Origin of the sequence: Caballeronia sp. BR00000012568055, from assembly GCF_029439455.1 — a bacterium.
Classification (GTDB): domain Bacteria; phylum Pseudomonadota; class Gammaproteobacteria; order Burkholderiales; family Burkholderiaceae; genus Caballeronia.
Window position 1 is genome coordinate 73,621 of record NZ_JAQFVG010000307.1, and the last position, 24,541, is coordinate 98,161.

A 24,541-nucleotide genomic window follows, 5' to 3' on the forward strand; every position below is an offset into this window, starting at 1 on the left:
TGCTCTAAAAATACCCATGCGCGTCAAAGGCTATGCCAGCTTTCACACAGCTTGCCAAGAAGACGCGCTTATGCGACTGAAAGGGAAAGCTGGCACACTCACTCGCCTCTCTCTTTCGGCTAAATAAGGAGCTTCAACGTGACCGTTTCCGTGACTTCCCGCTGGATCGATATTCCCGCCGACGGCGACAGCTTCCAGGGTTACCTGGCGCTGCCGAAGACCGGCACCGGACCGGCCGTGATCATCCTGCAGGAGATCTTCGGCGTGAACGCGCATATCCGCAGCGTGGCGGATCAATATGCTGCCGATGGTTATATCGCGCTGGCGCCGGACGTTTTCTGGCGCACGCAGCCGCGCGTCGAACTGGGCTACGAAGGCGCGGATCGCGAGAAGGCGATGGAACTGCTGCAAAAGACCAAGCTCGATGAAGCCGTCGCCGATGTCGGCGCTGCAGCGAAGGCATTGCGTGCATTGCCCGAAGTCACGGGTAAGGTCGCGGCGATCGGCTATTGCTTCGGCGGCCGCCTCGCGTATCTGGCGGCGGCGCAAGGCACGGTCGATCTGGGCGTGGCGTACTACGGCGGCGGCATTCAAAACGCGCTCGATCAGGCCGACAAGATCAAGGTGCCGATGCAGTTCCACTACGGCGACTCGACGCCCACATTCCCGCCGACGCCGTCGATGCCGTGCGTCAGAAATTCGCGGGCCGCAAGGACTCCGCGCTGTATGTATATCCGCAAGCCGATCACGGTTTCAACTGCGGTGACCGCGCATCGTTCAACGCGAAGGCGTCGGCGCTGGCGCACGGGCGCACGCTGACCTTCCTTGGCGAAAATCTGTAATCAAAGCGAAACCGAAGCGGGCGCGGCGCGTCCGCTTTTTATCGCGTGAAGCGCGGCGCTAAACTAGCGCCGGCAATCCCTCGACCAGCAGAAAAGCCACCAGCACGCCGAGCAGCGCGCCGAACACCCGCAGCACGTTGTTCTTGAAATGCGTTGCGCACGGAATGGCCCCGAGAAACAGCGCGCCTGCGAGCGCCATCGGGATGATCAGAATGAAATCGCCGATCGTGAAGTACGTGGTCATCTTGCGTCTCCCATCGTCCTGCTTTTAGCTTTGCCTTTGTCGTCGTGATCGTCGTGAAGGGCATCGCATCGACAATTCGAGTATAGGCCGCGCTTTGACACAAGTCGGCACAAGTTCAGCGAATGGGAAACCATGCGACGCGCAAAATCCTTGCACGACAAGGGTTTGCGCTGCGAATTTTTAAGCAGACGCGGAAAAACCCTTAGATTGTTCCGATTTCATTCGGCTTTCAGAACGCGCGTGCCTTATGCGATGCAATCCGCAACCCAAGCGCCGCGCGCCGGAATGCCCGCGAGCCTGCCCTTTGGAAAGCAAGGGTTTCGCCTTATGCGAATGCTTGTTAAACGGTCGATGAGTCAGTAATTGGTGCCAGTCGTCTGCGATGGACAACATATCCGCGCATTCAGCGTCGCGCCAGCGCGCAACGATGCGCTAAAGTAACTGCACAATCGTTCATGTAGGCCGTGCGTGCTGCGCATCGCACAACATTGATGCGGTCGGTTGTTTGGGTGCACGAGCCGTGAAAAGCCTGTGCTTGGTGAAATATATGACCGGCGTTTTATCCTCAGCCGGCGCTGGAACGGGGATTCATCATGCAAATCGGTTCGATTGTCCGCTCCGTGCATATCGCCGTGCCTCAAGGGGCACGCGGCATTGTCATGCGCATTCTCGGTGATATGGCGATGGTCGCCTGGTACGAAGGCGAGCCAGGCGTAACTAAACTGCTCAATACCGAGCCGTTTTTCCTCGAAGATTTGATCGATACCGGCGACGTCATACGTCCCGCCAACACGGTCGTGCATTGACGCCCACGCATCACGCCGCGCATTCGCGATGCCAACGGCTGCGAGGCGCGGCACAATGCCGGAATGAACTCTCCTCATTCCGATGATTCCCCGCGCCCGTCCGCCGATGCCGACGCGCCGCCCTTCGCCGGCCTCACGCCCGAGCGCGTGCTCGATGCGATCGACAGCGTGCTTCTGCCGACCGGCGCACGCACCGACGGCCGCATGCTGCCGCTCAACAGCTACGAAAACCGCGTATATCAGGTCGGCGTGGAAGATGGGCCGCCAGTCGTCGCGAAGTTTTATCGGCCACAACGATGGTCGAACGCGGCGATTCTCGAAGAGCACGCTTTCGTCGCGAGTCTGACGGCGCGCGAAATTCCGGCCGTTCCGGCGCGCGTGCTCGACGGCGCGACGCTCCACGAATTCGACGGTTTCCGCTTCTCCGTGTTCGAGCGTCGCGGCGGGCGCGCGCCGGATCTCGATCGTAGCGATACGCTCGAATGGCTCGGGCGTTTTATCGGGCGCATTCACGCGGTGGGCGCGATCGAGCCGTACCGCGAGCGGCCGACGCTCGATATCCAGACCTTCGGCTATGAACCGCGCGACTTTCTGCTCGCGCATCGCTTCGTGCCGGACGATGTCCGTGAAGCGTGGGAACGCGCGGTATCGCTGGCGCTGGAAGGCGTTGAACAATGCTTCGAACGCGCCGGCGACGTGCGGCATTTGCGGATGCACGGCGACTGTCATCCAAGTAACGTCTTGTGGACCGACGCCGGCCCGCATTTCGTCGATTTCGACGACAGCCGCATGGGGCCCGCGATTCAGGATCTCTGGCTGCTGCTGCCGGGCGGCCGCGCGGAGGCATCGCGTGCGCTGACCGATTTGCTCGCGGGCTACGAAGATTTCGCCGAATTCGATCCGCGCGAGCTTCATCTGATCGAAGCGCTGCGCACACTGCGGCTCATCCACTATTCCGCCTGGCTCGCGCGCCGCTGGCACGATCCGACGTTCCCCGCCGCCTTTCCGTGGTTCAACACGCAGCGTTATTGGGAAGACCGCATCCTCGAGTTGCGCGAGCAAATCGGCGCGATGCAGGAAGGTCCGCTCTGGCCCGTCTGAAATTTTTCGTCACAAAAGGATGTTGTCAGGGATTCGCAGGGTATTGAAAACGTCATTTGAGCGTGTGATGATAACGATTCTCATTTGCCACATTTGCCATCCCCATTTCGATCGACACGCGTAAGCGTCATCAGCCGGTCGGGGCATGGCGTTGCCTGCCATCCCCCGAATTCTGGAGAGACGCGTGAACGCGCCTGACACCCTCAGTCCCCGACCGCCCGCAACGGGCCATTCCACGCAATATCGCCCGCACGGACGTTTGATCGACGATGCAGAACACGTGGTTCGAAAGAATCGCTCGCGGCGTTCGACGTTCTTGAAGTGGCTGCGCAAGGTGCACGGCTGGGTCGGTCTGTGGGGCGCGCTGCTGGGTTTGCTGTTCGGCGTGACGGGCTTTCTGCTGAATCATCGCGCGCCGCCGATGCGCATTTCCACTGGCGAGCCGCAAGTCGCGCAAATGCAGATGCCGCTGCCCGCCGAAGGCCTCAAATCGCCGCGCGATCTCGGCGTGTGGCTGAAGAAGGAACTGAAGATCGACGGCAATCTGGGACGCACGCGCCGCGAGCCCGCGCATCCCGTCGGTTGGGGCGACAAGAGCACGATGCAACCGGAGCAATGGTCGGTGATGGTCGCCTCTCCTGGCGGCAATGTGCAGGCGGAGTACTGGGTCGGCAACAACTTCGTATCGGTGAAGCGCACCGAGAACACCTTCCTCGCCACTATGACGAATCTGCACAAGGGCGTGGGACTGAGCATCGGCTGGGTGCTGCTGATCGATACGTTCGCGGGCAGCATCATTCTGCTTTCGCTGACGGGCTTGCTGCTGTGGACGGAGTTGAACAAGCGGCGTACGGCCGGCGTGGTGATCGTGACGGTATCGCTGATTGCGGCGGTGGTTTGCGGGTTAATGTAAAGGCTGGCGCAGTTTGATCAGGTCCTAAGGACCATTTCGGTGGATTCACCGAAATGGTCCCGTTGCATCTCTCAAGTCAATTTGAAGAGCGTTCAGGATCGGCGTTTTTTTCCTTTTGCTTCAACGCCTTCCGCTTCGCGCGCTCGATCTGCTGAATACTTTTCTCCGGCGTGGGAAGCGCCTCTCGTGATCCTGAAAGATCGCATAGTCTGAGCCAGTTGTTACTCCGGCGGCACGCGCAGCAGCGCTGAGCGCCTTGTTGTGATGCGTCAGCTCTCCGCGAAGTATCAAACGCCGTTGATCTTCAGAAAGGCTTGAAAATGACGGCTCGTCGCTCAACTCCTGACGGCGCGTCTGGAGCGCGAAATAGGTCTGTCCGTTGGCAATAACGACCTTGGACGGATCGCCGTTCTGGACAATCAGATAACAGGCGTAACGCGACAACCTGGAATCCGACACCGCGCGATTCGCGCCAGAGCCGAGCCGGACCATTTTGGTGACGTCACCGAATGGTCTTCGACCTTGTGCCCCGAGCGCTCGCAAGCGGTCTTCGCTTTTTTGATCACCTGAACAAAGTTGCGCCAGTCTTGATAGTCCAGCAGCGGCGCAAGATCACGAGCAAACCAGAACTCGCCCTCTTCATTTTTCTGCCTGATGTTTTCGAACGTCAGGTGATGCCGTGATGCAGCTTCATTGCTCGACATCGATAACTTCCTCGCTGTGAAAAGGAAGTACCAATGTATCGACGCGCCTTTTAAAGCACACCTCGGCCAAACGGCCAAATCACGCCCGCTTCGCTCTCCTCGGGTTATGCCGCGTCAGCCACAAATACAGGCCGCTGCCCAGCACCACGATCGTCAGCAGATCGAACGTTGCCCAGAAGATCTTGAGCGGCATGCCGCCGAAATCGCCGAAGTGCAGCGGCTGCGATCCGAGCAGCACTTTCAGATACCACGGCAGTTCGCGTGAATCCGTGAGCGCGCCGGTCGATGCATCGACGAGAACCGGGCGCATGATGCGCGTGGTCAGAATGCCGTCGCCGCGCATCCACACCGCGTAGTGATGCGGGCTCGCGAAGCGCGTGCCCGGAAACGCCACGAACGATGGAATCATCCCCGGCGCGGCTTCGTGCGCGGTCTTCACGGCATCGTCGATAGAAGCGCGCACCATGACGGGCGGCTGTCCGTGATAAGGCGCGAGCATCTGCGCGAGTTGATCGTTGCGCCAGGCATCGAGCATCAGATCGGCAAGCGTATTGATCGATCCGGTCGCGCCGACGAGCAGCGCCCACGCCAGCGTCAACATGCCGAAGGCGTTGTGCCAGTCGAGCCACACGATGCGCCGTTTCTTCTTCAGCCGTACGCGCCCGAGTCCGACCTTGCGCCAGAACGGCAGATACACGACCACGCCCGACACGATTGCCGCGAGAAACACCGCGCCCATCGCGCCGAGGAACAGCTTGCCCAACAGTCCCGCGAACATATCGACGTGCAGTTTCAGCAGCACGAACTTGAGCGATCCTTTGCCAGGCGGCATGCCGAGCGGTTTGGCCGTGCGGGCATCGACCGTGGTGCTGAGCGTGTCGTCGGGAGGCGTGTCGGCGCGCGGCGCGGTGACGACGACGGGCAGCAGCAGTTCGTCAGGCTCCCAGATCACATATTGCGGAACGTGACCGGGATGCTCGCGCAATGCGGCTTGCAGCACCGCATCGTAAGTTGCGCGCGCGTCGGTTTCGGGCGCGGGCAACTCGATTGCATCGCCGGTGAGAAGGTCGAGTTCGTGGCCGAAGACCAGCGGCAAACCGGTGAGACACAACAACAGCATGAAGGCCGTGCAAATGAGACTCGTCCATCGATGCACGATCGACCAGACGCGCAACGCGCGCTGGCTCATAAAGGGCTTACCGGGCATTCAATCAAAAGCTGAGGAAAGAGAACAGATGATTATAGAAGCCCGGCACGATCATCCGTAGGCATTATGTAAGCCTCAAACGCCGCAGACTTCTCCATTCCCCGCGATTTCGCGCGCCGCCTTCGCGCCTTCCACTTGCAGCAATTCCGGCAGCGAGACGCCGTTTTTCGCCGCCGTCACTTCCGCGAGAATCGATACGGCAATTTCCGGCGGCGTCCGGCTGCCGATATAAATCCCCACCGGCCCATGCAGCCGCGCCAGTTCCGCCTCGCTCAGATCGAACTCCTTTAGCCGCTCGCGCCGCGCCGCGTTATTGCGACGTGAACCGAGCGCGCCGACATAAAACGCTGGCGTCTTCAGCGCTTCCATCAGCGCGAGATCGTCGAGTTTCGGGTCGTGCGTGAGCGCGATCACCGCGCAGCGTTCGTCGAGCTTCATCTCCATCACGGTGTCGTCGGGCATGGTTCGAACGATGGTCGTGCCCGCCACGTCCCACTCTTCCGTGTATTCCTCGCGCGGATCGCACACGGTCACCTGATAGTCGAGACCGACCGCGATACTGCACAGATACCGTGACAACTGCCCCGCCCCAATCACCAGCATGCGATAACGCGGTCCGTGAATGGTCAGCAGACGGTTGTCGTCGAAAAGCACGCCATCCGTGGCTTGCGCAGCTTCGAGCCGCGCGACGCCGGTTTTCATATCGAGCGTGCGCGCGACCAGCTTGCCGGCTTCCACCGCCGCACACAGCTCCGCGATGCCGCTCTCATGCGTCAACGGCTCCAGCACGAGCTGGATGGTGCCGCCGCACGGCAGCCCGAAGCGATGCGCCTCTTCCGCGCTGATCCCATACTTCACCGCTTCCGGAAGCACTTGTTCGATGCCCCGCTGCCGCACGCGCTCGATCAAATCATCTTCGATACACCCGCCCGACACCGAGCCGACCACGTGCCCGTCCTCACGCACCGCGAGCATCGCGCCTTCGGGACGCGGCGACGAGCCCCACGTCTTCACCACCGTCACCAGCAGTACGCGTTTGCCCTCTGCGAGCCATCGCGCGCTGTTCTTCAGGACTTCGAGATCCACGCTGTCCATGATTTCTTTCCTTTTTCCTGCGTTTCGCCGCCACTTTCTTGAGCAGCGGAGGCTACATCTTGCGCATCGGCAACGGATTCGGAATTTCCTGAACCGGCGAGTTGCGCGCTGAATCGTTTGAAAAATTCTGCTGCGATCTTGCGCGCCGCGCCGTCCACGAGACGGGAACCGATCTGCGCCAGCTTGCCGCCGACCTGCGCGTTTGCGCTGTAGCTGAGCTTGGTCGTGTCGGCTTCGTCTCCGGGTTCGAGGTTCACTTTCGCGCTGCCTTTGCTGAAGCCCGCCGCGCCGCCTTGCCCTTCGAAGACGATGGTGTACGTGTGCGGCGCGTCGATTTCCGTCAGTTCCATGCGGCCCTTGAAGCGTGCCTTGACCGGGCCGACGGCGGCAGTCATCCCGACGTTATAGGCATTTTCGCCGTCTGCTTCGATGCTGTCGCAGCCGGGAATGCACGCCTTCAGAATCGACGTGTCGTTGAGCGCTTCCCACGCGCGTTGCTGCGGCACCGGCAGCGTGTGCGTTTCGGTCAGTTCCATCGCATGTCTCCTTTATGGCGTCCTTTATGCCGTGACAGCGCGGCGAGTTCGCGTCCTACGGCGCTCAGACTGTCGAGGTTGTGCGCCGCGAGCATCGCATCAACGTGCGGCAGGATCGCGCGCACGCCTCGCGCGCGCGGCGTGAAATCAGCAAATCGAAGCAGCGGATTGAGCCATACCAGCCGATGCGCAAAGCGCGCGAGCCGCTGCATTTCGGTATCGAGTACGTCGATGGCTTCGTGATCGAGGCCATCGGTGACGAGCAGCACGCTTGCACGACCCGATAGCACGCGCCGCGCCCAGCGCCGATTGAACTCCGCCAGCGCCGCGCCAATACGCGTGCCGCCCGACCAGTCCGCGACGTTCTGCCCGAGCGCGGCAATGGCGATATCCGGATCGCGTTCGCGCAAGGCGCGCGTGGCGTTGGTCAGCCGCGTGCCGAACAGAAACACCTGCAAACGTTCCCGCGATTGCAACAGCGCGTGGCAAAAGTAGAGGACCGCGCGCGAGTACGCGCTCATCGAACCGGAGATGTCGAGCAGCAAAACGAGCGGCGGACGGCGCTCCGCGACCGCGCGATATTTCCACACGGTCCAGTCGCCGCCCGAGCGCACCGCATGACGCGCGCTCGCTTTCAGATCGGCATGCGTGCCGCGCGATGCCGCTTTCAGCCGACGCGTGCGCTCCGTCGCCAGCGGCAGCCGATGCGCGCGAATCTGATGCCGCAGCGTGCGCCATTCATCGGCGGTAAGCGTGTCGAAATCGCGATGATTCAGGCGTTCGGAGGCGCTGAAGCTGAGCTTCGCGTTTATCTCGGCCGTCTGTTCCTGCGGCGGAGAAGCCCGTGACGCGGCGTGAACAGCCAACGCATCGGCCAAACGGTTATTGCGCTTCGGCGGCGGCATGCCGTTCGTCACCTTCGGCAGCAGCAGCGCGCGCAGCTTGCCTTCCCAATCCGGATCGCGCCAGAAAAGATCGAAGGCGGCGTCGAAGATATTGCGTTCGTCGTTGGCGTGGACCAGCAAACAGGCGAGCGTCGCGCGCACATCGTCGCGGCGGCGCAAGTCGATAAAGCGCAGCGCTTCGAGCGCATCGACGGCGTGCGCGGGCGACATGCCGAGTCCCGCGCCACGCAGCAAGCGCACGAAATGCACGACATTGCGGGCGAACGCGTCCGTCGTCATGGCGATGGCGACGCCGCGAGACATTGCGCGAGCGTGTCCGCATCCATGCGCGCGAGATCGTCCTGATACTTCAGCAGCACGCCCAGCGTGTTCTGCACCGATTGCGGATCGAGTTCGGACACGGACAAGGCCGCAAGCGCACGGCACCAGTCGATGGTTTCCGCCACGCCCGGCGCCTTGAACAAATCCAGCGTGCGCAACGCGTGCACGAACGCAACCGCCTTCGTCTGCAACGCGTGGCTCGCTTCCGGCGCGCGCGCCGCGACAATCGCCAGTTCCACCTCGCGCTCCGGATAGCCGATCCACTGGTACAAGCATCGCCGCTTCAGCGCATCGTGCACTTCGCGTGTGCGATTCGACGTCATCACGACGAGCGGCGGATGCGTCGCGCGCACCGTGCCGTATTCGGGAATCGATACCTGAAAGTCCGACAGCAATTCGAGCAGAAACGCTTCGAACGGCTCATCGGCGCGATCGATTTCATCGATCAACAAAACGCGGCGCGCATCCACATTCGATGGATCGGGCAGCAAGGCCTGCAACAACGGCCGCTTCAGCAAAAACTCCTCGCGATACAGCGAGTCATTCGAAGGCGTATCGCCCGATGCTTCCGCCAGCCGCAACGCCATAATCTGACGCGGATAGTCCCATTCGTACAGCGCGCTCGCCGTATCGAGTCCTTCGTAGCACTGCAGACGCAAGAGCGTCGTGCCGCACAAACCCGCCGCGGCCTTCGCCAGTTCGGTCTTGCCAACGCCCGGTTCGCCTTCGAGAAACAGCGGACGCTGCATCTTCAAGGCGAGAAAGAGCGCCGTCGCAAGTTCGCGGCTGGCGAAGTATTGCTGCTCGCGCAGACGCGCGAGCGTTTCATCGATGGATTGCATCGCCTTTTAAAAGGACATTGCCCGTTCGATTGCGCGGCCCGCGAGCACCGGAATCAGATGCGCGCGATACACGGCGCTCGCGTGCATGTCGTCGTTGAGGTCGTCGGGCGCGATGGTCACGCTGCGCGCGGACGCCACCGAAAAGTCCTTCGATAACGCCGCTTCCAGTTCCTTCGCCCTGAACACGGAAGACGCCGCGCCCGTCACGCCGACGCGCACGGCTCCGTCCTTGTGCTTCGCGACGAACACGCCGACCAGCGCGAAGTGCGACGCCGGATTGCGAAACTTCTCGTAGCCCGCGCGCTCGGCCAGCGGAAACTCGACCGCGACAATCAGTTCATCGGGTTCCAGCGCGGTCTCGTACATGCCAAGGAAAAAATCGTCCGCGCCGATGCGTCTGCGGTCGGTCACCACCGTCGCGTTCAACGCGAGCACGGCGGACGGATAGCACGCGGCCGGATCGTCGTTGGCGAGCGAGCCGCCGATGGTGCCGCGCTCGCGTACTTGCCGATCGCCGATGCGTCCGGCAAGGTCCGCGAGTCCGGGCAACGCGCGCTTCACATCATCGTTCGATGCAACCGCCGCGTGACACATCGCGCCGCCGATGGTCAGCGTATCGCCGCTCAGCGACACGCTTTTCATCGACGCGATACGCGTGACGTCGATCAGCGCGGAAGGTTGCGCGAGGCGCAAACGCATGGTCGGCAACAAACTTTGGCCACCGGCGAGATACTTCGCTTCGCCATCGGATGCGAGCGCGGCGACGGCCGCTTGCGCCTGATCCGGCCTTTGATAATCGAATGAATACATGGCGTGATCTCCTCGGGCGCTCAGGCGTTATGCATCGCGGTCCACACGCGATGCGGCGTCGCAGGCATCTGCAAATCCTTCACGCCGAGCGGCGCGAGGGCATCGAGAATCGCGTTGATGACGGCGGGCGGCGAACCGATCGCGCCCGCTTCGCCGCAGCCTTTCACGCCGAGCGGGTTATGCGTGCACGGCGTGCCTTTCGCCGTTTCCACCGTGAAGTTCGGCAGGTCGATGGCGTGCGGCATCGCGTAATCCATGAACGAGCCGGAAAGCAACTGGCCGCTTTCCTTGTCGTACACACAGCGCTCCAGCATCGCCTGACCGATGCCTTGCGCGAGTCCGCCATGCACTTGTCCTTCGACGATCATCGGATTGATGACGTTGCCGAAGTCATCGACCGCCGTGAATTGCTGGATGCGCGTTTCGCCGGTGTCCTGATCGACTTCGACTTCGCAAATGTACGCGCCGGACGGATACGTGAAGTTGGTCGGATCGTAGAAAGCGTTTTCGTTGAGGCCGGGTTCGAGCTTGTCGAGCGGGAAGTTGTGCGGCACGTACGCCGCGAGCGACACATCGACAAACGTCTTCGTCCGATCCGTGCCCGCGACGCGGAACACGCCATTCTCGAACTCGATATCTTCCGCCGATGCCTCCATCAGATGCGCGGCGATTTTCTTGGCTTTGGCTTCGACTTTATCGAGCGCTTTCATGATCGCGGAACCGCCGACCGATATCGAACGCGAGCCGTACGTGCCCATGCCGAACGGAATACGCCCGGTGTCGCCGTGAATCACTTCGACGTTTTCTATCGCGATGCCGAGCCGATCCGCGACGACTTGCGCAAAGGTCGTTTCGTGCCCTTGTCCGTGGCTGTGCGATCCGGTGAAGACGGTGACCGAGCCGGTCGGATGCACGCGCACTTCGCCCGCTTCGAACAAGCCCGCACGTGCGCCCAACGCGCCCGCCACGTTCGATGGCGCGAGTCCGCATGCTTCGATGTAGCACGAGTAACCGAGTCCTCGGAGCTTGCCGTTCTTCTTCGATTCTTCGCGGCGTTGCGCGAATCCCGCCACGTCCGCGAGTTCCAACGCGCGATTCAGAATGGCGTCGTAATCGCCAATGTCGTAGGTGAGACCAACCGGCGTCGCGTACGGAAACTCGCGAATGAAATTGCGACGTCTTAGCTCGACCGGATCGATATTCAATTCGCGCGCCGCCGTTTCGACCAATCGCTCGACCACGTACGTCGCTTCCGGGCGACCCGCGCCGCGATAGGCATCGACGGGAACGGTGTTGGTGAAGACCGCTTTCACTTCGGCGTAGATCGCGGGCGTGGCGTATTGGCCGGCCAGCAGCGTCGCGTAAAGCACGGTCGGAATCGACGACGCGAACGTGGACAAATACGCGCCCATGTTCGCCGTCGTATGCACACGCATGCCGATAAATTTGCCATCCTTATCGAGTGCGAGTTCGGCTTTGGTAACGTGATCGCGGCCGTGCGCATCGGAGAGAAAGGCTTCGGAACGCTCGGCCGTCCACTTGATCGGACGCCCCACTTTTTTCGATGCCCACGTCAGCGCGACATCTTCCGCATACAGAAAGATCTTCGAGCCAAAACCGCCGCCGACGTCCGGCGCAATCACGCGCAACTTCGATTCCGGCAGCGACAACACGAACGCCGCCATCAGCAAGCGTTCGACGTGCGGATTCTGATTGGCGACGTAGACCGTATAACTTTCGTCGTGCTTCGAATAGCTCGCGTTCACGGCGCGCGGTTCGATCGCGTTCGGCACCAGGCGTTGATTGACGATATCGAGCGTCGTCACGTGCGCGGCTTGCGCGAAGGCGGCATCGGTGGCGGCTTTATCGCCATGGCCCCAGTTGTAGCAGACGTTGTTCGGCACGCTGTCGTGGATGAGCGGCTGGCCTTCGTTCGATGCGCTCGCGGTATCGACGGTGGCGGGCAACACGTCGTAATTCACCTCGATCAGTTCGAGCGCGTCCTTCGCTTGCTTGATCGATTCGGCCACGACGAGCGCCACCTGATCGCCCACATGCAGCACCTTGTCATGCGCGATCACCGGATGCGGCGGCTCGTGCATCGGCGAGCCATCGGTGCTGTGAATCAGCCAGCCGCACGGCAATCCGCCGACGTTCTCGCCCGCCAGATCCTTACCGGTGAAAATGGCGATTACGCCGGGCGACTTGAGCGCCGCATCGAGATCGATCTTGCCGATCTTCGCGTGCGCGTGCGGCGAGCGCAGAAACACGCCGTAGCTTTGCTGCGGCAGCACGACATCGTCCGTGTACTGGCCCGCGCCCGTCAGAAATCGATAGTCTTCCTTGCGCTTCACACCAGCGCCGATCATTTTGTGTTGCTCAGGGGCATTCATCGCGGTCTCCTTTCCGACAAGGCGCGATACATCGTTTGGATGAGATTGGGTTCGCGAGTCAGGCGCCGGCTTTCATGCCCTGCGCGCCCTGCATGACCGCTTTGACGATGTTGTGATAGCCCGTACAGCGACACAGATTGCCGTCGAGCTGTTCACGCACTTCTTCTTCGGAGAGTCCCGGCGATTGCGCCGCCAGCGCGCTCGCGCTCATCACCATGCCGGGCGTACAGAAGCCGCATTGCAGACCATGGCATTCCTTGAACGCTGCCTGCATCGGATGAAGCTGGCCGTCCTTCGACATGCCTTCGATGGTCGTCACGCTCATTCCGTCCGCCTGCGCGGCAAGAATGTTGCACGACTTGATCGCGCGGCCTTCGAGATGCACCGTGCACGCGCCGCACTGCGCGGTATCGCAGCCGATATGCGTGCCGGTCAGGCGGAGTTCTTCGCGTAGAAATTGAACGAGCAGGACGTGCGGTTCGACGGTGGCGGTCACGGGTTTGCCGTTGACCGTCAGGCTGATGCTGAGCGCCATTTTCACTGTCTCCTAGGGGGATAGACCGGCCTCACGCGCCCGACAACACATCCTGAGCGCGAGGCTGGGATTTCGTGTATGCGTTTTTGTGACAACGAGTAAAACACAAATCCGCCGATGCCGCCAATCGGGGCGCACGCGTGTGCGGGAATCGCGCGCCAATGAAAAACGCCGCCCGGAGGCGGCGTTGTTTCTGTGCTCTTTCAGTGCGTTGCGACGTTGCTTTCGCTCGTCACCGCCGCTTCGCCTTGCGCGAGCTTCGAATGACGGCGCGAATACACGAAGTAGATCGCCAGGCCAATCACCAGCCACGCGATGAAGGCAATCCACGTCACCGGCTGAAGATTGACCATCAGGAACAGGCAGGCCGCGACGGCAAGAATGGGCACGACCGGCACGCCGGGGCAACGGAACGCGCGCGGCAGTTCCGGATGCGTGCGGCGCAGAATCAGCACGGCGATCGATACCATCGAAAACGCCGCGAGCGTGCCGATATTGATCAGTTCGGCCAGCACGTCGAGCGGCACGACCGCGCCAATCAGCCCGAAGAAAATGCCGACGAACCACGTCGTGAAATGCGGCGTCTTGTAGCGCGGATGCACGCTGGACAGCTTCGCGGGCAGCAAACCGTCACGCGACATCGCGAAAATGATGCGCGTCTGGCCGTAGAGCATCACGAGAATGCCGGTCAGCATGCCGAGCACCGCACCGAGATCGATCAGACCGGCGACCCAATTCTGCCCCGCCACTTTCAGCGCATACGAAACCGGATTCGGAATGCCCGCGAACTGCTGCCACGGCACAATGCCCGTCACCACCGCCGACACCGCCACGTACAACACCGCGCAGACCGCCAGCGAACCGATAATGCCGATCGGCAGATCCCGCTTCGGATTCTTCACTTCTTCCGCCGCCGACGACACCGAATCGAAGCCGATAAACGCGAAGAACATGATCGCCGCCGCGCCGAACACGCCGGAATAACCCATCGGCATAAACGGATGCCAGTTGGCAGGCGTCACATGAAACACGCCGACCACGATCACCAGCAACACCACTAACACCTTGATCCCGACCATCACGTTATTCACGCGCGTCGATTCCTTCACGCCGATGGACAGCAGCCACGTAATCGCCATCATCACGAGGAAAACGGGCAAATTGAAATACGTAACGTGATGCGGGTCCGCGCCGGGCGCGGCGGTTAGCACGGTCGGCAAATGAATGCCGAATCCCGCCAGCAAGGATTGCAGATATCCCGACCAGCCGACCGAAATAGCCGATGTCGCCAGCCCATATTCCAGCATCAAATCCCAGCCGATGATCCACGCGGCCAGTTCACCGAGCGTGGCGTACGAATACGTATAGATGGAGCCGGCAACCGGAATCGCCGATGCAAATTCGGCATACGCGAGACCCGCAAGCCCGCACGCGATAGCCGCGACGATAAAGGCCAGCGTCAGCGCCGGTCCGGCTTGCAGCGCGCCTTTTCCGGTGAGCACGAAAATCCCCGTGCCGATAATCGCGCCGATACCCAGAAACATCAGGTCCATGGCGCCGAGCGATTTCTTGAGTGACGTACTGTGAGCACCGGCCAGCATGTGCTCGATGTTTTTCTTGCGGAACAACGACATTGCGGTGAGTCTCCTATTGGCGCAGTCGGGCGCCCTACTGCTACTTCGGGAAAACCCGACATTTTAGCGGAGACTCAGAGATTGCCCAGTTTTTGGGCAAATAGCGCACTGTTGCGGTGAATTTTTACCGATTTATCTTGTTCGGGATAAATTTCTGCGTGCGTGTGATGTCATCCGGCAATCGCCGGATTCATATCGACAAGGCGATTACTCATCACATAGAAGGTAAGCTCGGCGTTATTCGCAAGCTTCATCTTGTCGAGTAAGCGTGCACGATAAACGCTTACCGTTTTCACAGAAAGCGACAATGCGTTGGCAATGTCGGTCAATCGTTTCCCGGAAGCGAGCATGCAAAGCGTCTGAAACTCGCGATCGGAGAGCTTTTCGTGCGGCATGCGCTCGGTGTCGAGCGACACGTACGTGGCGAGCGCTTCGGCCATTTCCGGGCTGACGTACTTCCGGCCCGCCGCGACTTGCCGGATCGCGCCGATCATCAACGCCGGATCGGCGGTTTTCGGCAGATAGCCCGACGCGCCCGCTTTCAGCGCGCGAACCGCGTATTGATCCTCGCGATACATCGAAAACATCAGCACGGGCAGACGCGGCACGTCGCGCTTTACGCGTTTGAGCACATCGAGACCGTTGATATCGGGTAGCGAAATATCGAGCATGGCGACGTCGAAGGCGTCGCGCGTGGCGAGCGAGAGCGCGTCGCGGCCCGTTTCGGCCTCGATCACGCTCGATGCCGCGCCCACTTCCACCAGCAATTGCGCGACGCCACGGCGCACGATGGCGTGATCGTCGGCGAGCAGGACTTTGAGCGTCACAGTCGCCTCACGCGTTGAGCACACGCAGCATGCGACGCGCGGCGCCGTTCAGCGGCAGACGCGCACGCACGCTGGTGCCGCCCGCCTTCGCCGCCACGATACGCAGGCTGCCGCCGGGCGCATCGCAGCGCGAGCGCATGCCTGACAGGCCGAAGCGGCCGGTTTTGCGACGCGCGACCGGCGTAATGCCGACGCCATCGTCTTCCACTATCAACGTAACCGATTGCGCATCGAGTGCGATGCTCACGCTCACGCGCGTGGCCTGCGCGTGGCGCGCGGCGTTGCTGAGCGCCTCCTGCATCACGCGATAAAGCGCAATCGCGATATCGCGCGGCAGGCGATCGAGCGGAATTTCAACTGATTGGTTGAAATTGACGGGAATCGCGGTTTGTTCACTGAAGCCCGCGATCCATTGTTCGATCGCCACACCCACGCCCAGGTCGAACGCAGGCTCGTGCAAGTCTTCGACAATCCGATGGCACGCTTCGGTGATATCCGCGAGGCACGCGCGCGCTTGCCTGAGTGCATCGGCGCAGGCGTCGGGGGCATCGGCGGGAAGCCAGTGAGCGACGCGAGCAAGCGCGATATTGGCGGCGGTCATGGCTGCGCCAGCGTCATCGTGGAGATCCTGAGCGAGCGCGCGCCGCGTATGTTCTTCAACCGATACGATTTGCGCGGCGAGATCGCGCACGCGCGCGGTCAGGCGTTCGATACGCCGGTCACCTTCGAGCTTGCCTTCGCCTTCACACGCAGATGAAGACGCCGACGCCGCCGAAGACGCCGCAAGCGATGCGCGGCTCGCTGAGACCCTGGCCGACGGTTTCATTGACTTTCCTCGCTTTGAGCGTAATGGCGGCTACGTCCTCGGTCATCGCGCGAGCGGCGTAACGGCTTTTACACTCTGTAACATCGAACTCGGACGATGTTTCGTCATCCGGTCCAATTCAGTTTGAGGGATCTTATCTCAAAAATATTATAAATCCATGTCCGACAAGGCTTCAACGCACGAACTTCAAGTTTTTTGCGAAGTTCGCTGCGTAAAATCAGTAGGAAGATGTCCTACAGCATTCTTAGACGCTCGGGAAAATGTAACAACGCACAGGCGAAAAAAAACCGGAGCACGCGGCTCCGGTTTTTTTTGCAGAAGATAGCGATCAGCCGACGAACGCCTTTTCCACCACGTAATGACCAGGATGATTGTTGCTGCCTTCCTGGAAGCCCATCGAGTCGAGCAGTTCGCGCGTGTCGCGCAGCATGTGCGGGCTGCCGCAAAGCATGACGCGGTCGTTTTCGAGCGAGAACGGCTCCATCGCCAGATCGGCGAACAGCTTCTTCGTTTCGATCAGATCGGTGATACGGCCACGATTCGCGAACTCTTCGCGCGTGACCGTCGGGTAATACACCAGCTTCTCCGACACGATCTCGCCGATATGCTCGTGCGCCGGCAAATGCTCGGTGATGAAATCCTTGTACGCGAGTTCATCGACAAAGCGGCAGGTATGCGTCAGCACGATCTTGTCGAAACGGTCGTACACCTCGGGATCCTTGATGATCGACATGAACGGCGCGAGGCCCGTGCCGGTGGACAGCAGCCACAGCGTCTTGCCGGGCAGCAGATTGTCAGCGACCAGCGTGCCCGTCGGCTTCTTGCCGATCAGCACGGGATCGCCCACCTTCAAGTGTTGCAGACGCGAAGTCAGCGGGCCGTCGGGCACCTTGATGCTCAAAAATTCGAGATGCTCTTCGTAGTTCGCGCTCGCGAGGCTGTAGGCGCGCAGCAGCGGCTTGCCATCAACTTCGAGGCCGACCATCGTAAATTGGCCGTTTTCGAAGCGGAACGCGCTGTCGCGGGTGCAGGTGAAACTGAAAAGCGTGTCGGTCCAGTGATGGACACTCAGAACGGTTTGAGGATTCAGGTTGCTCATGGCTTCTTGGACTATGCGAAATCGTGACGCTGGCGACGGGATAAGCCGAAACGGGCGTCGAAAGGGCGCGAGACGTGGCTGATCGATTGCGTATTCTGCTTGCCGCCGCGCATGGCGAGGCAAGCGGCGCTGCTCCGGCGTCATCGCTCGTGGCGCAAACCGCAGGAGCAGGCTGATCGTCAGGCTGACCGGTGCAATCGACTATTTTAACCCGATAGCCACCCGTCGTCTTACGGCAGAGCGCGCGTCCCGCCTGCGTTACAGACGCACAGGCAAACGCGCAGGCGTGTGCTGGCTGGCGGAATGGACCCGGCTGGCTGCACGATCGGAGAGACAAGCCATCCGACGAAACGGCGGCTGGTCGATACGAAAATCGAAAAGCCGCCGAGCCCGCATGATAGCAACGATGCCGCGTTTATCTCGAAAATCCCTGTTGGCGATAGGCCACGGATGCGTCAGATTCGCTGATCGGTTGACGGCTTTTCCCACAGGTTGATGCCGCCTTCCTGCGCGTATTGATCGATTTCGGCGAGTTCTTCCTTCGAAAACTCCAGGTTTTTCAGCGCGCCGACGTTCTCCCGGACCTGCTCCGCGCGGCTCGCGCCAATCAGCACCGACGTCACTCGCCCGCCGCGCAGCGCCCACGCGAGCGCCATCTGCGCGAGGCTTTGGCCGCGCTTCTGCGCCATATCGTTGAGTTTGCGGACGTGCGCGATGTTTTCATCGCTCAGATGTTCCTGCTTCAGCGAGCCGCCGCCCGGCTTGTTAATGCGCGCGTCCTGCGGAATGCCGTTCAGGTACTTGTTCGTCAGCAAGCCTTGCGCGAGCGGCGTGAACGCGATGCTGCCCGCGCCGACTTCATCGAGCGTATCGAGCAGATCCTTTTCGATCCACCGATTCAGCATGTTGTACGAAGGCTGATGAATCAGCAGCGGCACTTTGTGCTCCGCCAGCAGCGCGGCCATTTCCCGCGTTTTGGCCGATGAATATGACGAAATGCCAACGTAAAGCGCCTTGCCCGAATGCACGGCCGTTGCCAGCGCGCCAGCGGTTTCTTCCAGCGGCGTATCCGCATCGAAACGATGCGAGTAGAAAATATCGACGTAATCCAGACCCATGCGCTTCAGGCTCTGATCCAGACTCGCGAGCACGTATTTGCGCGATCCGCCGCCTTGACCATACGGACCAGGCCACATATCCCAACCGGCTTTGGTCGAAATCAGCAGCTCGTCGCGATACGGTTTGAAATCGTCCTTGAACAGGCGGCCGAAGTTGGTTTCGGCGCTGCCGTACGGCGGGCCGTAGTTGTTGGCCAGATCGAAGTGCGTCACGCCGAGGTCGAACGCGGTGCGCAAAATGTCGCGTTGCGTGGAGATGGGCGTGGTATCGCCGAAATTGTGCCAAAGCCCCAGCGACAGCGCGGGCAGTTTCAGCCCGGTCTTGCCGCAGGTGCGGAACTGCATGTGCGATGAATAGCGTTCTGAGGCGGCTTCGTATGCCATGTCGGATGTCCCCTGCGGATTGCGATTGTGCGGTTGGATGATCTTTGAAGAATCGGCGCGCCTGAGCGCGAGCCGGGTCGTAAATGGTAAGGCAATCAGCGATTCAACGAGCACTCCACGCACGCCATCCCGATATTCGGTGCGGGGAACGATCCGGCGCGCCGCCGGACCAAAGCAAATCTTCTACGTTGGAGCAAGACCCATGGACAACCTGCGCCCCGCCTACGATTCCTTTTCCGCGATTGCCTTGACCTACGGCATCGACATTTTGTTGGCGCTCCTGATTCTCGTAATCGGCTGGTGGATTTCGAATGCCGTCGCGAACGCGCTGCGTCGCGCGCTCGCCCGCACGAGTGTCGATGCGACGCTGACGCCCGTGCTCGCCAGCGTCGCCATGTGGGCGATCCGCGTGGTCGCCATCGTCGCGGCGCTCGGCAAGTTCGGGATCGCGGCGGCGAGCATTCTGACCGTGCTTGGCGCGGCGGGGCTGGCTATCGGTCTGGCCTTGCAGGGCACGTTGCAGAACATCGCGGCGGGTTTAATGTTGCTGCTGCTGCGGCCGTTTCGCGTGGGCGATTACATCGAAGGAACGGGGACGACGGCGGGTACGGTCAACGAAATCGGTCTGTTCACCACGCGGCTGACGAAAGCGGACGGCATCATCATGTATGTGCCGAACAGTCTGATCTGGGCGAACGCCATCACCAATTACAGCGCCAACGACCGTCGCCGCGTGGTGATCAATTTTCAGGCGCAGCATGGCTTGCAGGTCGAGCATGTGCTCGGAGAATTGCGTCGGCTGATCAGTGAAGATGCACGCATCGTGCAGGACGTGCCTGCGCCGTGGGTCGCGGTGACGGATTACACGGATACGGGCGTGAAGTACAACGTCGGCGCATGGACGCGCGCCAGCGATCACGCCAGCGTGCAAGCCGATTTGCTGCGCAAGATTCAGCCGCTCACGCGCGATGTACCTCAAGCCGCATGATGTGCTGACCAGGTGTTGATAAGCTAACGCGCTTTATCGACAGAGAACTCACACTATGTCCCGAGCGATTTCCGTTGCGCTGCTGGTCGGCGGCGTCATTCTGCTGTACTTCGGCGGCCAGTCGTTTCACTCGCTGTCGAGCGACTTTTCGCGCTTCTTCACCGGCTCGCCCACGAACAAGACCATCTGGCTGATCGCGGGCGGCGTGATCGCGTCGCTGGCCGGGTTGATCGGCCTGGCGATTCCGTCCAAACGCTGATTTATCGATTCAAACCAGCGCGATCTCCGGCTTCGATGCCGATCGCGAACCCGGCAACGCCGCATTGCTCGCGCCGCGATACGTGTACACGAGCGAGAACTTCACCTGATCGGTGAGGTTCTTGCCCGCCGAATGCAGCGTGTTGCAGTGGAAGAACACGACATCGCCGCGTTCAAGCTTCGGTGAGAAGGCGGTGCGGATAAGCGCGGCATTGTCGGGCGTATCGGCGCGAAAGAATTTGGCGTCGTCGAAACGGTCGGACGTGAACGGCAGTTTGTGCGATCCCGGCACGAACCACAGCGCGCCGTTATCCACTTCTTCATCGCCGAGCGCGAGCCACGACGACACCAGATCGTCGCGCTCGAACGACCAGTAACGCACATCGCGATGCCATCCCGTCAGACTTCCGTACGCGGGATGCTTGGTCATCATGCAGTTGTGATGCGCGCGCGAAAGATACGGCGTCTCGCCGAAATACAGCTCCATCCAGCCGCGCACATCGGGCGATGTCGCCCATTCGGCGAACAGCGCGTGACGCACATAAGCGTCGAGCAGACGGCGGACCGTGTGGCCGCCGGGCGCGTCCTTGGACGACGGCGCGCCGGGATATTGCAAATCGGCTTCGAATTCGAGCGGCGCGGCGGCTTCGGCCAATTGCTGGCGCGCGACCGCGAGCATCGCTTCGCAACGCGTTTCGGACACCAATCCCTTCACGATGACGAAACCCGTTTCACGCAGTTCAGCGACTTGCTCTTTTTTTGATTTAAGGAAATTTTGATCGGACATTTTCAGTTTCACTCTCGACCGGCTTTCAAACGACTTCATGTTTCCGGCTTAATGCCCGGAATCAGACTTTCGGATCATTGTAAATCCGCCGCCGCGCGAAAGCCCGTTCTGCCTTGTACGGCAAGGCATTGCGGATTCCTGATAAAGCGTGTGCTTAAGAAATGGTCAGGGAAAACGCGGACTTACCCTTGTCGTAATGAACCGATACATTCGCTGCATCATATCGGTGCAACTTCGTTCTATCGGCTGAATCGAATCGGTTGAACGCTATTTTTGAGACGACTATCTTCGAGTTTGCGCAATTGCAAACCGACCCAAACGCTCACATGAATCCACGACTAGTCAACGGCCTCACCCGCGTTGCGGCGCGTGCCGCACGTCCCGCACGACACGGCGTTATCCGCGCGTTACGTCATCATTCCGCGCGCACGCATGCGATCGCGGAGCAGTTCAAGCATGTGCATCCGGTCGAAGGCATTCGGTCGTGGTTTCGCGGTTTCTTCCTGAATCTGCGTGTCAGCGCGATCTCGCGGAAAGTGACGCTGAAGTCATTGCTGCCGCGTCCGGCGGCATTGCGCGCGCCCTCTTTCTCGTCGATGAAACCAGCCAAGCCCAAAGCCGCCGCGTTGACCAGCCGACGTCCGCGTCGTCTATCGACCAGCAGCACGGGTTGGTACGCGTTCGCGGCGCGTTAAGTCTTGGGCATTTCATCGAGCGTCGGATAATCCGTGTAGCCTTTTTCCGCGCCGCCGTAGAACGTCGATTCATCGGGCGTGTTCAGCGGCGCGTTGGCACGGATGCGTTCCACTAAATCAGGATTCGCCAGATACGCGCGACCGAATGCCACGGCATCCGCATCGCCCCGTTCGATGCGCTGATTCGCCTGCTTCGCGGTGTAATTGCCGCACAGGATGATCGACCCGTCATATGCCTCACGCAGCGCACGGCGATAATCTTCCGTCAGCGGTTCGCCGCCCGCCCAATCGCCTTCGGCCAAATGCAGATACGCCACGCCGATGCGCTTCAACTCCGAGGCCAGATGCAGCGATGAGGTATCCGCTTCGTCATCCTGCAAATCGAAGCCGATAAAGTTCGGCGATACACGAATGCCGACGCGATTCGCGCCCATCACACCGCACACAGCTTCGAGCACATCAATGGTCAATCGCAGCCGATTTTCGACGCTGCCACCGTAATCGTCCGTGCGATGGTTCGTCCCGGTCGCCATGAATTGATGCAGCAAATAGCCGTTTGCCGCGTGCACTTCGATCATGTCGAAACCGGCGCGCTTGGCGCGATGTGCGGCATCGACGAATTGCAGCACGATGCCGGGAATTTCATTCGTTTCGAGCGCGCGCGGATTGTCGGCGTCGATCATGCCGAACGAGCCGTCATCGTTTCGCACGAAAACCTGCGTGTTGCGCGCGCGGATCGCGGAAGGCGCGACCGGCGGCGCACCACCATCCTGTATCAGCCGATGCGACACGCGCCCCACATGCCAGAGCTGCTGCGCAATCCGCCCATGCCGCGCGTGCACCGCGCCCGCGATCGCCTTCCAGCCCGCTTCCTGCGCATCCGAATACATCCCCGGCGTGGCCCAATAACCCTGACCTTGCCGCGAAACCTGCGTCGCCTCGGTCACGATCAAGCCCGCGCTCGCACGTTGCGCGTAATAAAGGGCGTTCATTTCGGACGGCACATCGCCGGGTTGCGATGCGCGATTGCGCGTGAGCGGCGCCATCATGACGCGATTCGGCAGCTCTAAATTGCCGATGGTGACGGGCGAAAGCAGCGTGTCGTACGGCATGGCGGATGATTGCTCGGACGGTTGGCTCATCGAACAATATGCAAAATCCGCGCCGCAATGCAAAACGGCAGGCGCGATGCCTGCCGTTTCTTGATACATCGAAACTAAGTCAAACCGCCCGAAGCCTTACGCGACGGACGCGACCGGCTCCGTGCCAGCGGCTTCGGCCAGTGCCAGCGCCTTGTCCGTTGCTTCCCACGAGAATTCCGGCTCTTCACGGCCAAAGTGACCATAAGCTGCCGACTTTTCGTAAATCGGACGCAGCAGATCGAGCATTTGAACGATGCCCTTCGGACGCAGATCGAAGTGCTCCAGAACCAGCTTGGTGATTTCCGCATCCGACACGCGGCCCGTGCCGAACGTGTTGACCATCACCGAAGTCGGGCGCGCCACGCCGATCGCGTAGGAAACCTGAATCAGCGCGCGCGAGGCCAGACCGGCCGCGACGATATTCTTCGCCACGTAACGTCCCGCATAAGCCGCCGAGCGATCGACCTTCGACGGATCCTTGCCCGAGAACGCGCCGCCGCCGTGCGGGGCTGCGCCGCCGTAGGTATCGACGATGATCTTGCGGCCCGTCAGACCGCAATCGCCTTGCGGACCGCCGATAACGAAGCGGCCCGTCGGGTTCACCAGGAACTTGATATCGCCCTTGATGAGGTCCTTCGGCAGCGTCGGCTTGATGACTTCTTCGATCACCGCTTCACGCAGTTGCGCCAGTTCGATGTCCGGCGCGTGCTGCGTGGAGAGCACGACGGTGTCGATCGAATGCGCTTTGCCATCGACATAACGCACGGTGACTTGCGACTTTGCATCCGGACGCAGCCAGGGCAGACGGCCATCGCGGCGCAGATTCGCCTGACGCTCGACCAGACGGTGCGACAAGTGAATCGGCAGCGGCATGAGTTCGGGCGTTTCGTCGCATGCGTAACCGAACATGAGACCTTGGTCGCCCGCGCCTTGATCGAGGTTGTCGTCGTGCGCCTTGTTCACGCCCTGCGCGATATCCGGCGATTGCTTGTCATACGCGACCAGCACCGCGCAACCGCGATAGTCGATACCGTAGTCGGTATTGTCGTAACCGATGCGTTTGATCGTGTCACGCGCGACCTGGATGTAATCGACGTTGGCGTTGGTGGTGATTTCACCGGCGAGCACGACGAGGCCGGTATTACAGAGCGTTTCCGCTGCGACGCGCGAGTATTTGTCCTGCGCCAGAATGGCGTCGAGGATGGCGTCGGAGATTTGATCGGCGACCTTGTCCGGGTGGCCTTCGGAAACGGATTCGGAGGTAAACAGGTAGTCGTTTGACACGCTTCAGACTCCAATAAAGTACGGTTGATATTCACGTAGCCGACTTCGTTTGGAGTCTGAAGCGGCGACGCTTTAGCGGATGTCCATCCTCCAGTTGCGCATTCTCATGCTTGAGAAAGATCGCGTCTGGCTTCGCCCCGCAAGTTGTCCATTAACTCGGCGAAGGTCTTATTATACCGGTTTCCCGTGTTTTTACAGAGCCGAACGTTTGCTGTCATTCGACCTGAAACAATCATCCATTCGTC

General features: G+C 60.8%; 24 protein-coding genes and 1 pseudogene. 7 read left to right on the top strand and 18 right to left on the bottom strand.

Annotated elements, in window-relative coordinates; genetic code table 11:
* Positions 1–150: 150 nt before the first annotated feature.
* Positions 151–842: pseudogene (locus P7F28_RS21495) on the top strand (dienelactone hydrolase family protein).
* 58 nt (positions 843–900) lie between these two features.
* Here the strand turns inward: P7F28_RS21495 and P7F28_RS21500 are convergent.
* The gene (locus P7F28_RS21500; protein WP_277186694.1) at positions 901–1,086 is read right to left on the bottom strand and encodes a hypothetical protein; all 186 of its coding nucleotides are present in this window, start codon (positions 1,084–1,086) and stop codon (positions 901–903) included.
* 593 nt (positions 1,087–1,679) lie between these two features.
* Here P7F28_RS21500 and P7F28_RS21505 point away from each other — a divergent pair.
* The 3 genes from P7F28_RS21505 to P7F28_RS21515 all read left to right on the top strand — a co-directional run bounded on the left by P7F28_RS21505 (position 1,680) and on the right by P7F28_RS21515 (position 3,906).
* A complete protein-coding gene (locus tag P7F28_RS21505) occupies positions 1,680–1,892 on the top strand; it encodes a hypothetical protein (protein WP_277186695.1) in 213 nt (70 codons plus the stop codon).
* Between the two features lie 63 nt (positions 1,893–1,955).
* Complete coding sequence (locus P7F28_RS21510; protein ID WP_277186697.1) at positions 1,956–2,993, top strand: serine/threonine protein kinase; 1,038 nt, start codon at positions 1,956–1,958, stop codon at positions 2,991–2,993.
* 184 nt (positions 2,994–3,177) lie between these two features.
* Positions 3,178–3,906, top strand: coding sequence for a PepSY-associated TM helix domain-containing protein (locus tag P7F28_RS21515; RefSeq protein ID WP_277186699.1), 729 nt, complete (start codon positions 3,178–3,180; stop codon positions 3,904–3,906).
* Positions 3,907–4,325: 419 nt separating this feature from the next.
* Here the strand turns inward: P7F28_RS21515 and P7F28_RS21520 are convergent, their stop codons facing one another.
* The 14 genes from P7F28_RS21520 to mgrA all read right to left on the bottom strand — a co-directional run bounded on the left by P7F28_RS21520 (position 4,326) and on the right by mgrA (position 19,142).
* A complete protein-coding gene (locus P7F28_RS21520; RefSeq protein ID WP_277186700.1) occupies positions 4,326–4,610 on the bottom strand; it encodes a BRO family protein in 285 nt (94 codons plus the stop codon).
* Positions 4,611–4,689: 79 nt separating this feature from the next.
* Entirely contained in the window at positions 4,690–5,799 is a 1,110-nt protein-coding gene (locus P7F28_RS21525; protein ID WP_277186701.1) for a PepSY domain-containing protein, read from the bottom strand.
* Between the two features lie 93 nt (positions 5,800–5,892).
* Positions 5,893–6,912, bottom strand: coding sequence for an XdhC family protein (locus P7F28_RS21530; RefSeq protein ID WP_277186702.1), 1,020 nt, complete (start codon positions 6,910–6,912; stop codon positions 5,893–5,895).
* Positions 6,885–7,448, bottom strand: coding sequence for a CoxG family protein (locus P7F28_RS21535; RefSeq protein ID WP_277186704.1), 564 nt, complete (start codon positions 7,446–7,448; stop codon positions 6,885–6,887). Before P7F28_RS21535 ends, P7F28_RS21530 begins: the two co-directional genes overlap by 28 nt.
* The gene (locus tag P7F28_RS21540) at positions 7,439–8,656 is read right to left on the bottom strand and encodes a VWA domain-containing protein (protein ID WP_277186705.1); all 1,218 of its coding nucleotides are present in this window, start codon (positions 8,654–8,656) and stop codon (positions 7,439–7,441) included. Before P7F28_RS21540 ends, P7F28_RS21535 begins: the two co-directional genes overlap by 10 nt.
* Complete coding sequence (locus tag P7F28_RS21545) at positions 8,629–9,516, bottom strand: MoxR family ATPase (protein WP_277186706.1); 888 nt, start codon at positions 9,514–9,516, stop codon at positions 8,629–8,631. Before P7F28_RS21545 ends, P7F28_RS21540 begins: the two co-directional genes overlap by 28 nt.
* Positions 9,517–9,522: 6 nt before the next feature.
* Positions 9,523–10,326 carry a xanthine dehydrogenase family protein subunit M gene (locus P7F28_RS21550; protein WP_277186707.1) on the bottom strand — a complete coding sequence of 268 codons (804 nt, stop codon included), beginning with the start codon at positions 10,324–10,326 and terminating at the stop codon, positions 9,523–9,525.
* A 20-nt stretch (positions 10,327–10,346) separates the two neighbouring features.
* Entirely contained in the window at positions 10,347–12,719 is a 2,373-nt protein-coding gene (locus P7F28_RS21555) for a xanthine dehydrogenase family protein molybdopterin-binding subunit (RefSeq protein WP_277186708.1), read from the bottom strand.
* Between the two features lie 58 nt (positions 12,720–12,777).
* Positions 12,778–13,254, bottom strand: coding sequence for a (2Fe-2S)-binding protein (locus P7F28_RS21560; RefSeq protein ID WP_277186709.1), 477 nt, complete (start codon positions 13,252–13,254; stop codon positions 12,778–12,780).
* A 203-nt stretch (positions 13,255–13,457) separates the two neighbouring features.
* Positions 13,458–14,888, bottom strand: a complete 1,431-nt coding sequence (locus tag P7F28_RS21565) for an amino acid permease (RefSeq protein WP_277186710.1) — start codon at positions 14,886–14,888, stop codon at positions 13,458–13,460.
* Positions 14,889–15,058: 170 nt separating this feature from the next.
* A complete protein-coding gene (gene rqpR, locus P7F28_RS21570; RefSeq protein ID WP_277186711.1) occupies positions 15,059–15,715 on the bottom strand; it encodes a response regulator transcription factor RqpR in 657 nt (218 codons plus the stop codon).
* 7 nt (positions 15,716–15,722) lie between these two features.
* Positions 15,723–16,541 (bottom strand): sensor histidine kinase, encoded by an 819-nt coding sequence (locus P7F28_RS21575; protein ID WP_277186712.1) that lies wholly within the window; start codon positions 16,539–16,541, stop codon positions 15,723–15,725.
* 328 nt (positions 16,542–16,869) lie between these two features.
* Positions 16,870–17,640, bottom strand: coding sequence for a ferredoxin--NADP reductase (locus P7F28_RS21580; protein ID WP_277186713.1), 771 nt, complete (start codon positions 17,638–17,640; stop codon positions 16,870–16,872).
* A gap of 455 nt (positions 17,641–18,095) precedes the next feature.
* The gene (gene mgrA, locus P7F28_RS21585; protein WP_277186714.1) at positions 18,096–19,142 is read right to left on the bottom strand and encodes an L-glyceraldehyde 3-phosphate reductase; all 1,047 of its coding nucleotides are present in this window, start codon (positions 19,140–19,142) and stop codon (positions 18,096–18,098) included.
* A 202-nt stretch (positions 19,143–19,344) separates the two neighbouring features.
* Here mgrA and P7F28_RS21590 point away from each other — a divergent pair, with 202 nt between their 5' ends.
* Positions 19,345–20,130 carry a mechanosensitive ion channel family protein gene (locus P7F28_RS21590; protein WP_277186715.1) on the top strand — a complete coding sequence of 262 codons (786 nt, stop codon included), beginning with the start codon at positions 19,345–19,347 and terminating at the stop codon, positions 20,128–20,130.
* Positions 20,131–20,185: 55 nt separating this feature from the next.
* Entirely contained in the window at positions 20,186–20,389 is a 204-nt protein-coding gene (locus P7F28_RS21595) for a DUF3185 family protein (RefSeq protein WP_277186716.1), read from the top strand.
* A 9-nt stretch (positions 20,390–20,398) separates the two neighbouring features.
* On the opposite strand, the gene P7F28_RS21600 is transcribed toward P7F28_RS21595, so the two are convergent.
* Positions 20,399–21,175, bottom strand: a complete 777-nt coding sequence (locus tag P7F28_RS21600; RefSeq protein WP_277186717.1) for a phytanoyl-CoA dioxygenase family protein — start codon at positions 21,173–21,175, stop codon at positions 20,399–20,401.
* A gap of 326 nt (positions 21,176–21,501) precedes the next feature.
* On the opposite strand from P7F28_RS21600, the gene P7F28_RS21605 reads away from it, so the two are divergent.
* Positions 21,502–21,870 (top strand): hypothetical protein, encoded by a 369-nt coding sequence (locus tag P7F28_RS21605; RefSeq protein WP_277186718.1) that lies wholly within the window; start codon positions 21,502–21,504, stop codon positions 21,868–21,870.
* Here the strand turns inward: P7F28_RS21605 and P7F28_RS21610 are convergent.
* Together P7F28_RS21610 and metK are read right to left on the bottom strand one after the other, a co-directional pair.
* A complete protein-coding gene (locus P7F28_RS21610; RefSeq protein ID WP_277186770.1) occupies positions 21,867–22,982 on the bottom strand; it encodes an alkene reductase in 1,116 nt (371 codons plus the stop codon). The two genes, P7F28_RS21605 and P7F28_RS21610, sit on opposite strands and share 4 nt — an antisense overlap.
* A 126-nt stretch (positions 22,983–23,108) precedes the next feature.
* On the bottom strand, positions 23,109–24,296 hold the full coding sequence (gene metK / locus P7F28_RS21615) for a methionine adenosyltransferase (RefSeq protein WP_277186719.1): 1,188 nt from the start codon (positions 24,294–24,296) through the stop codon (positions 23,109–23,111).
* Between the last annotated feature and the right edge of the window lie 245 nt (positions 24,297–24,541).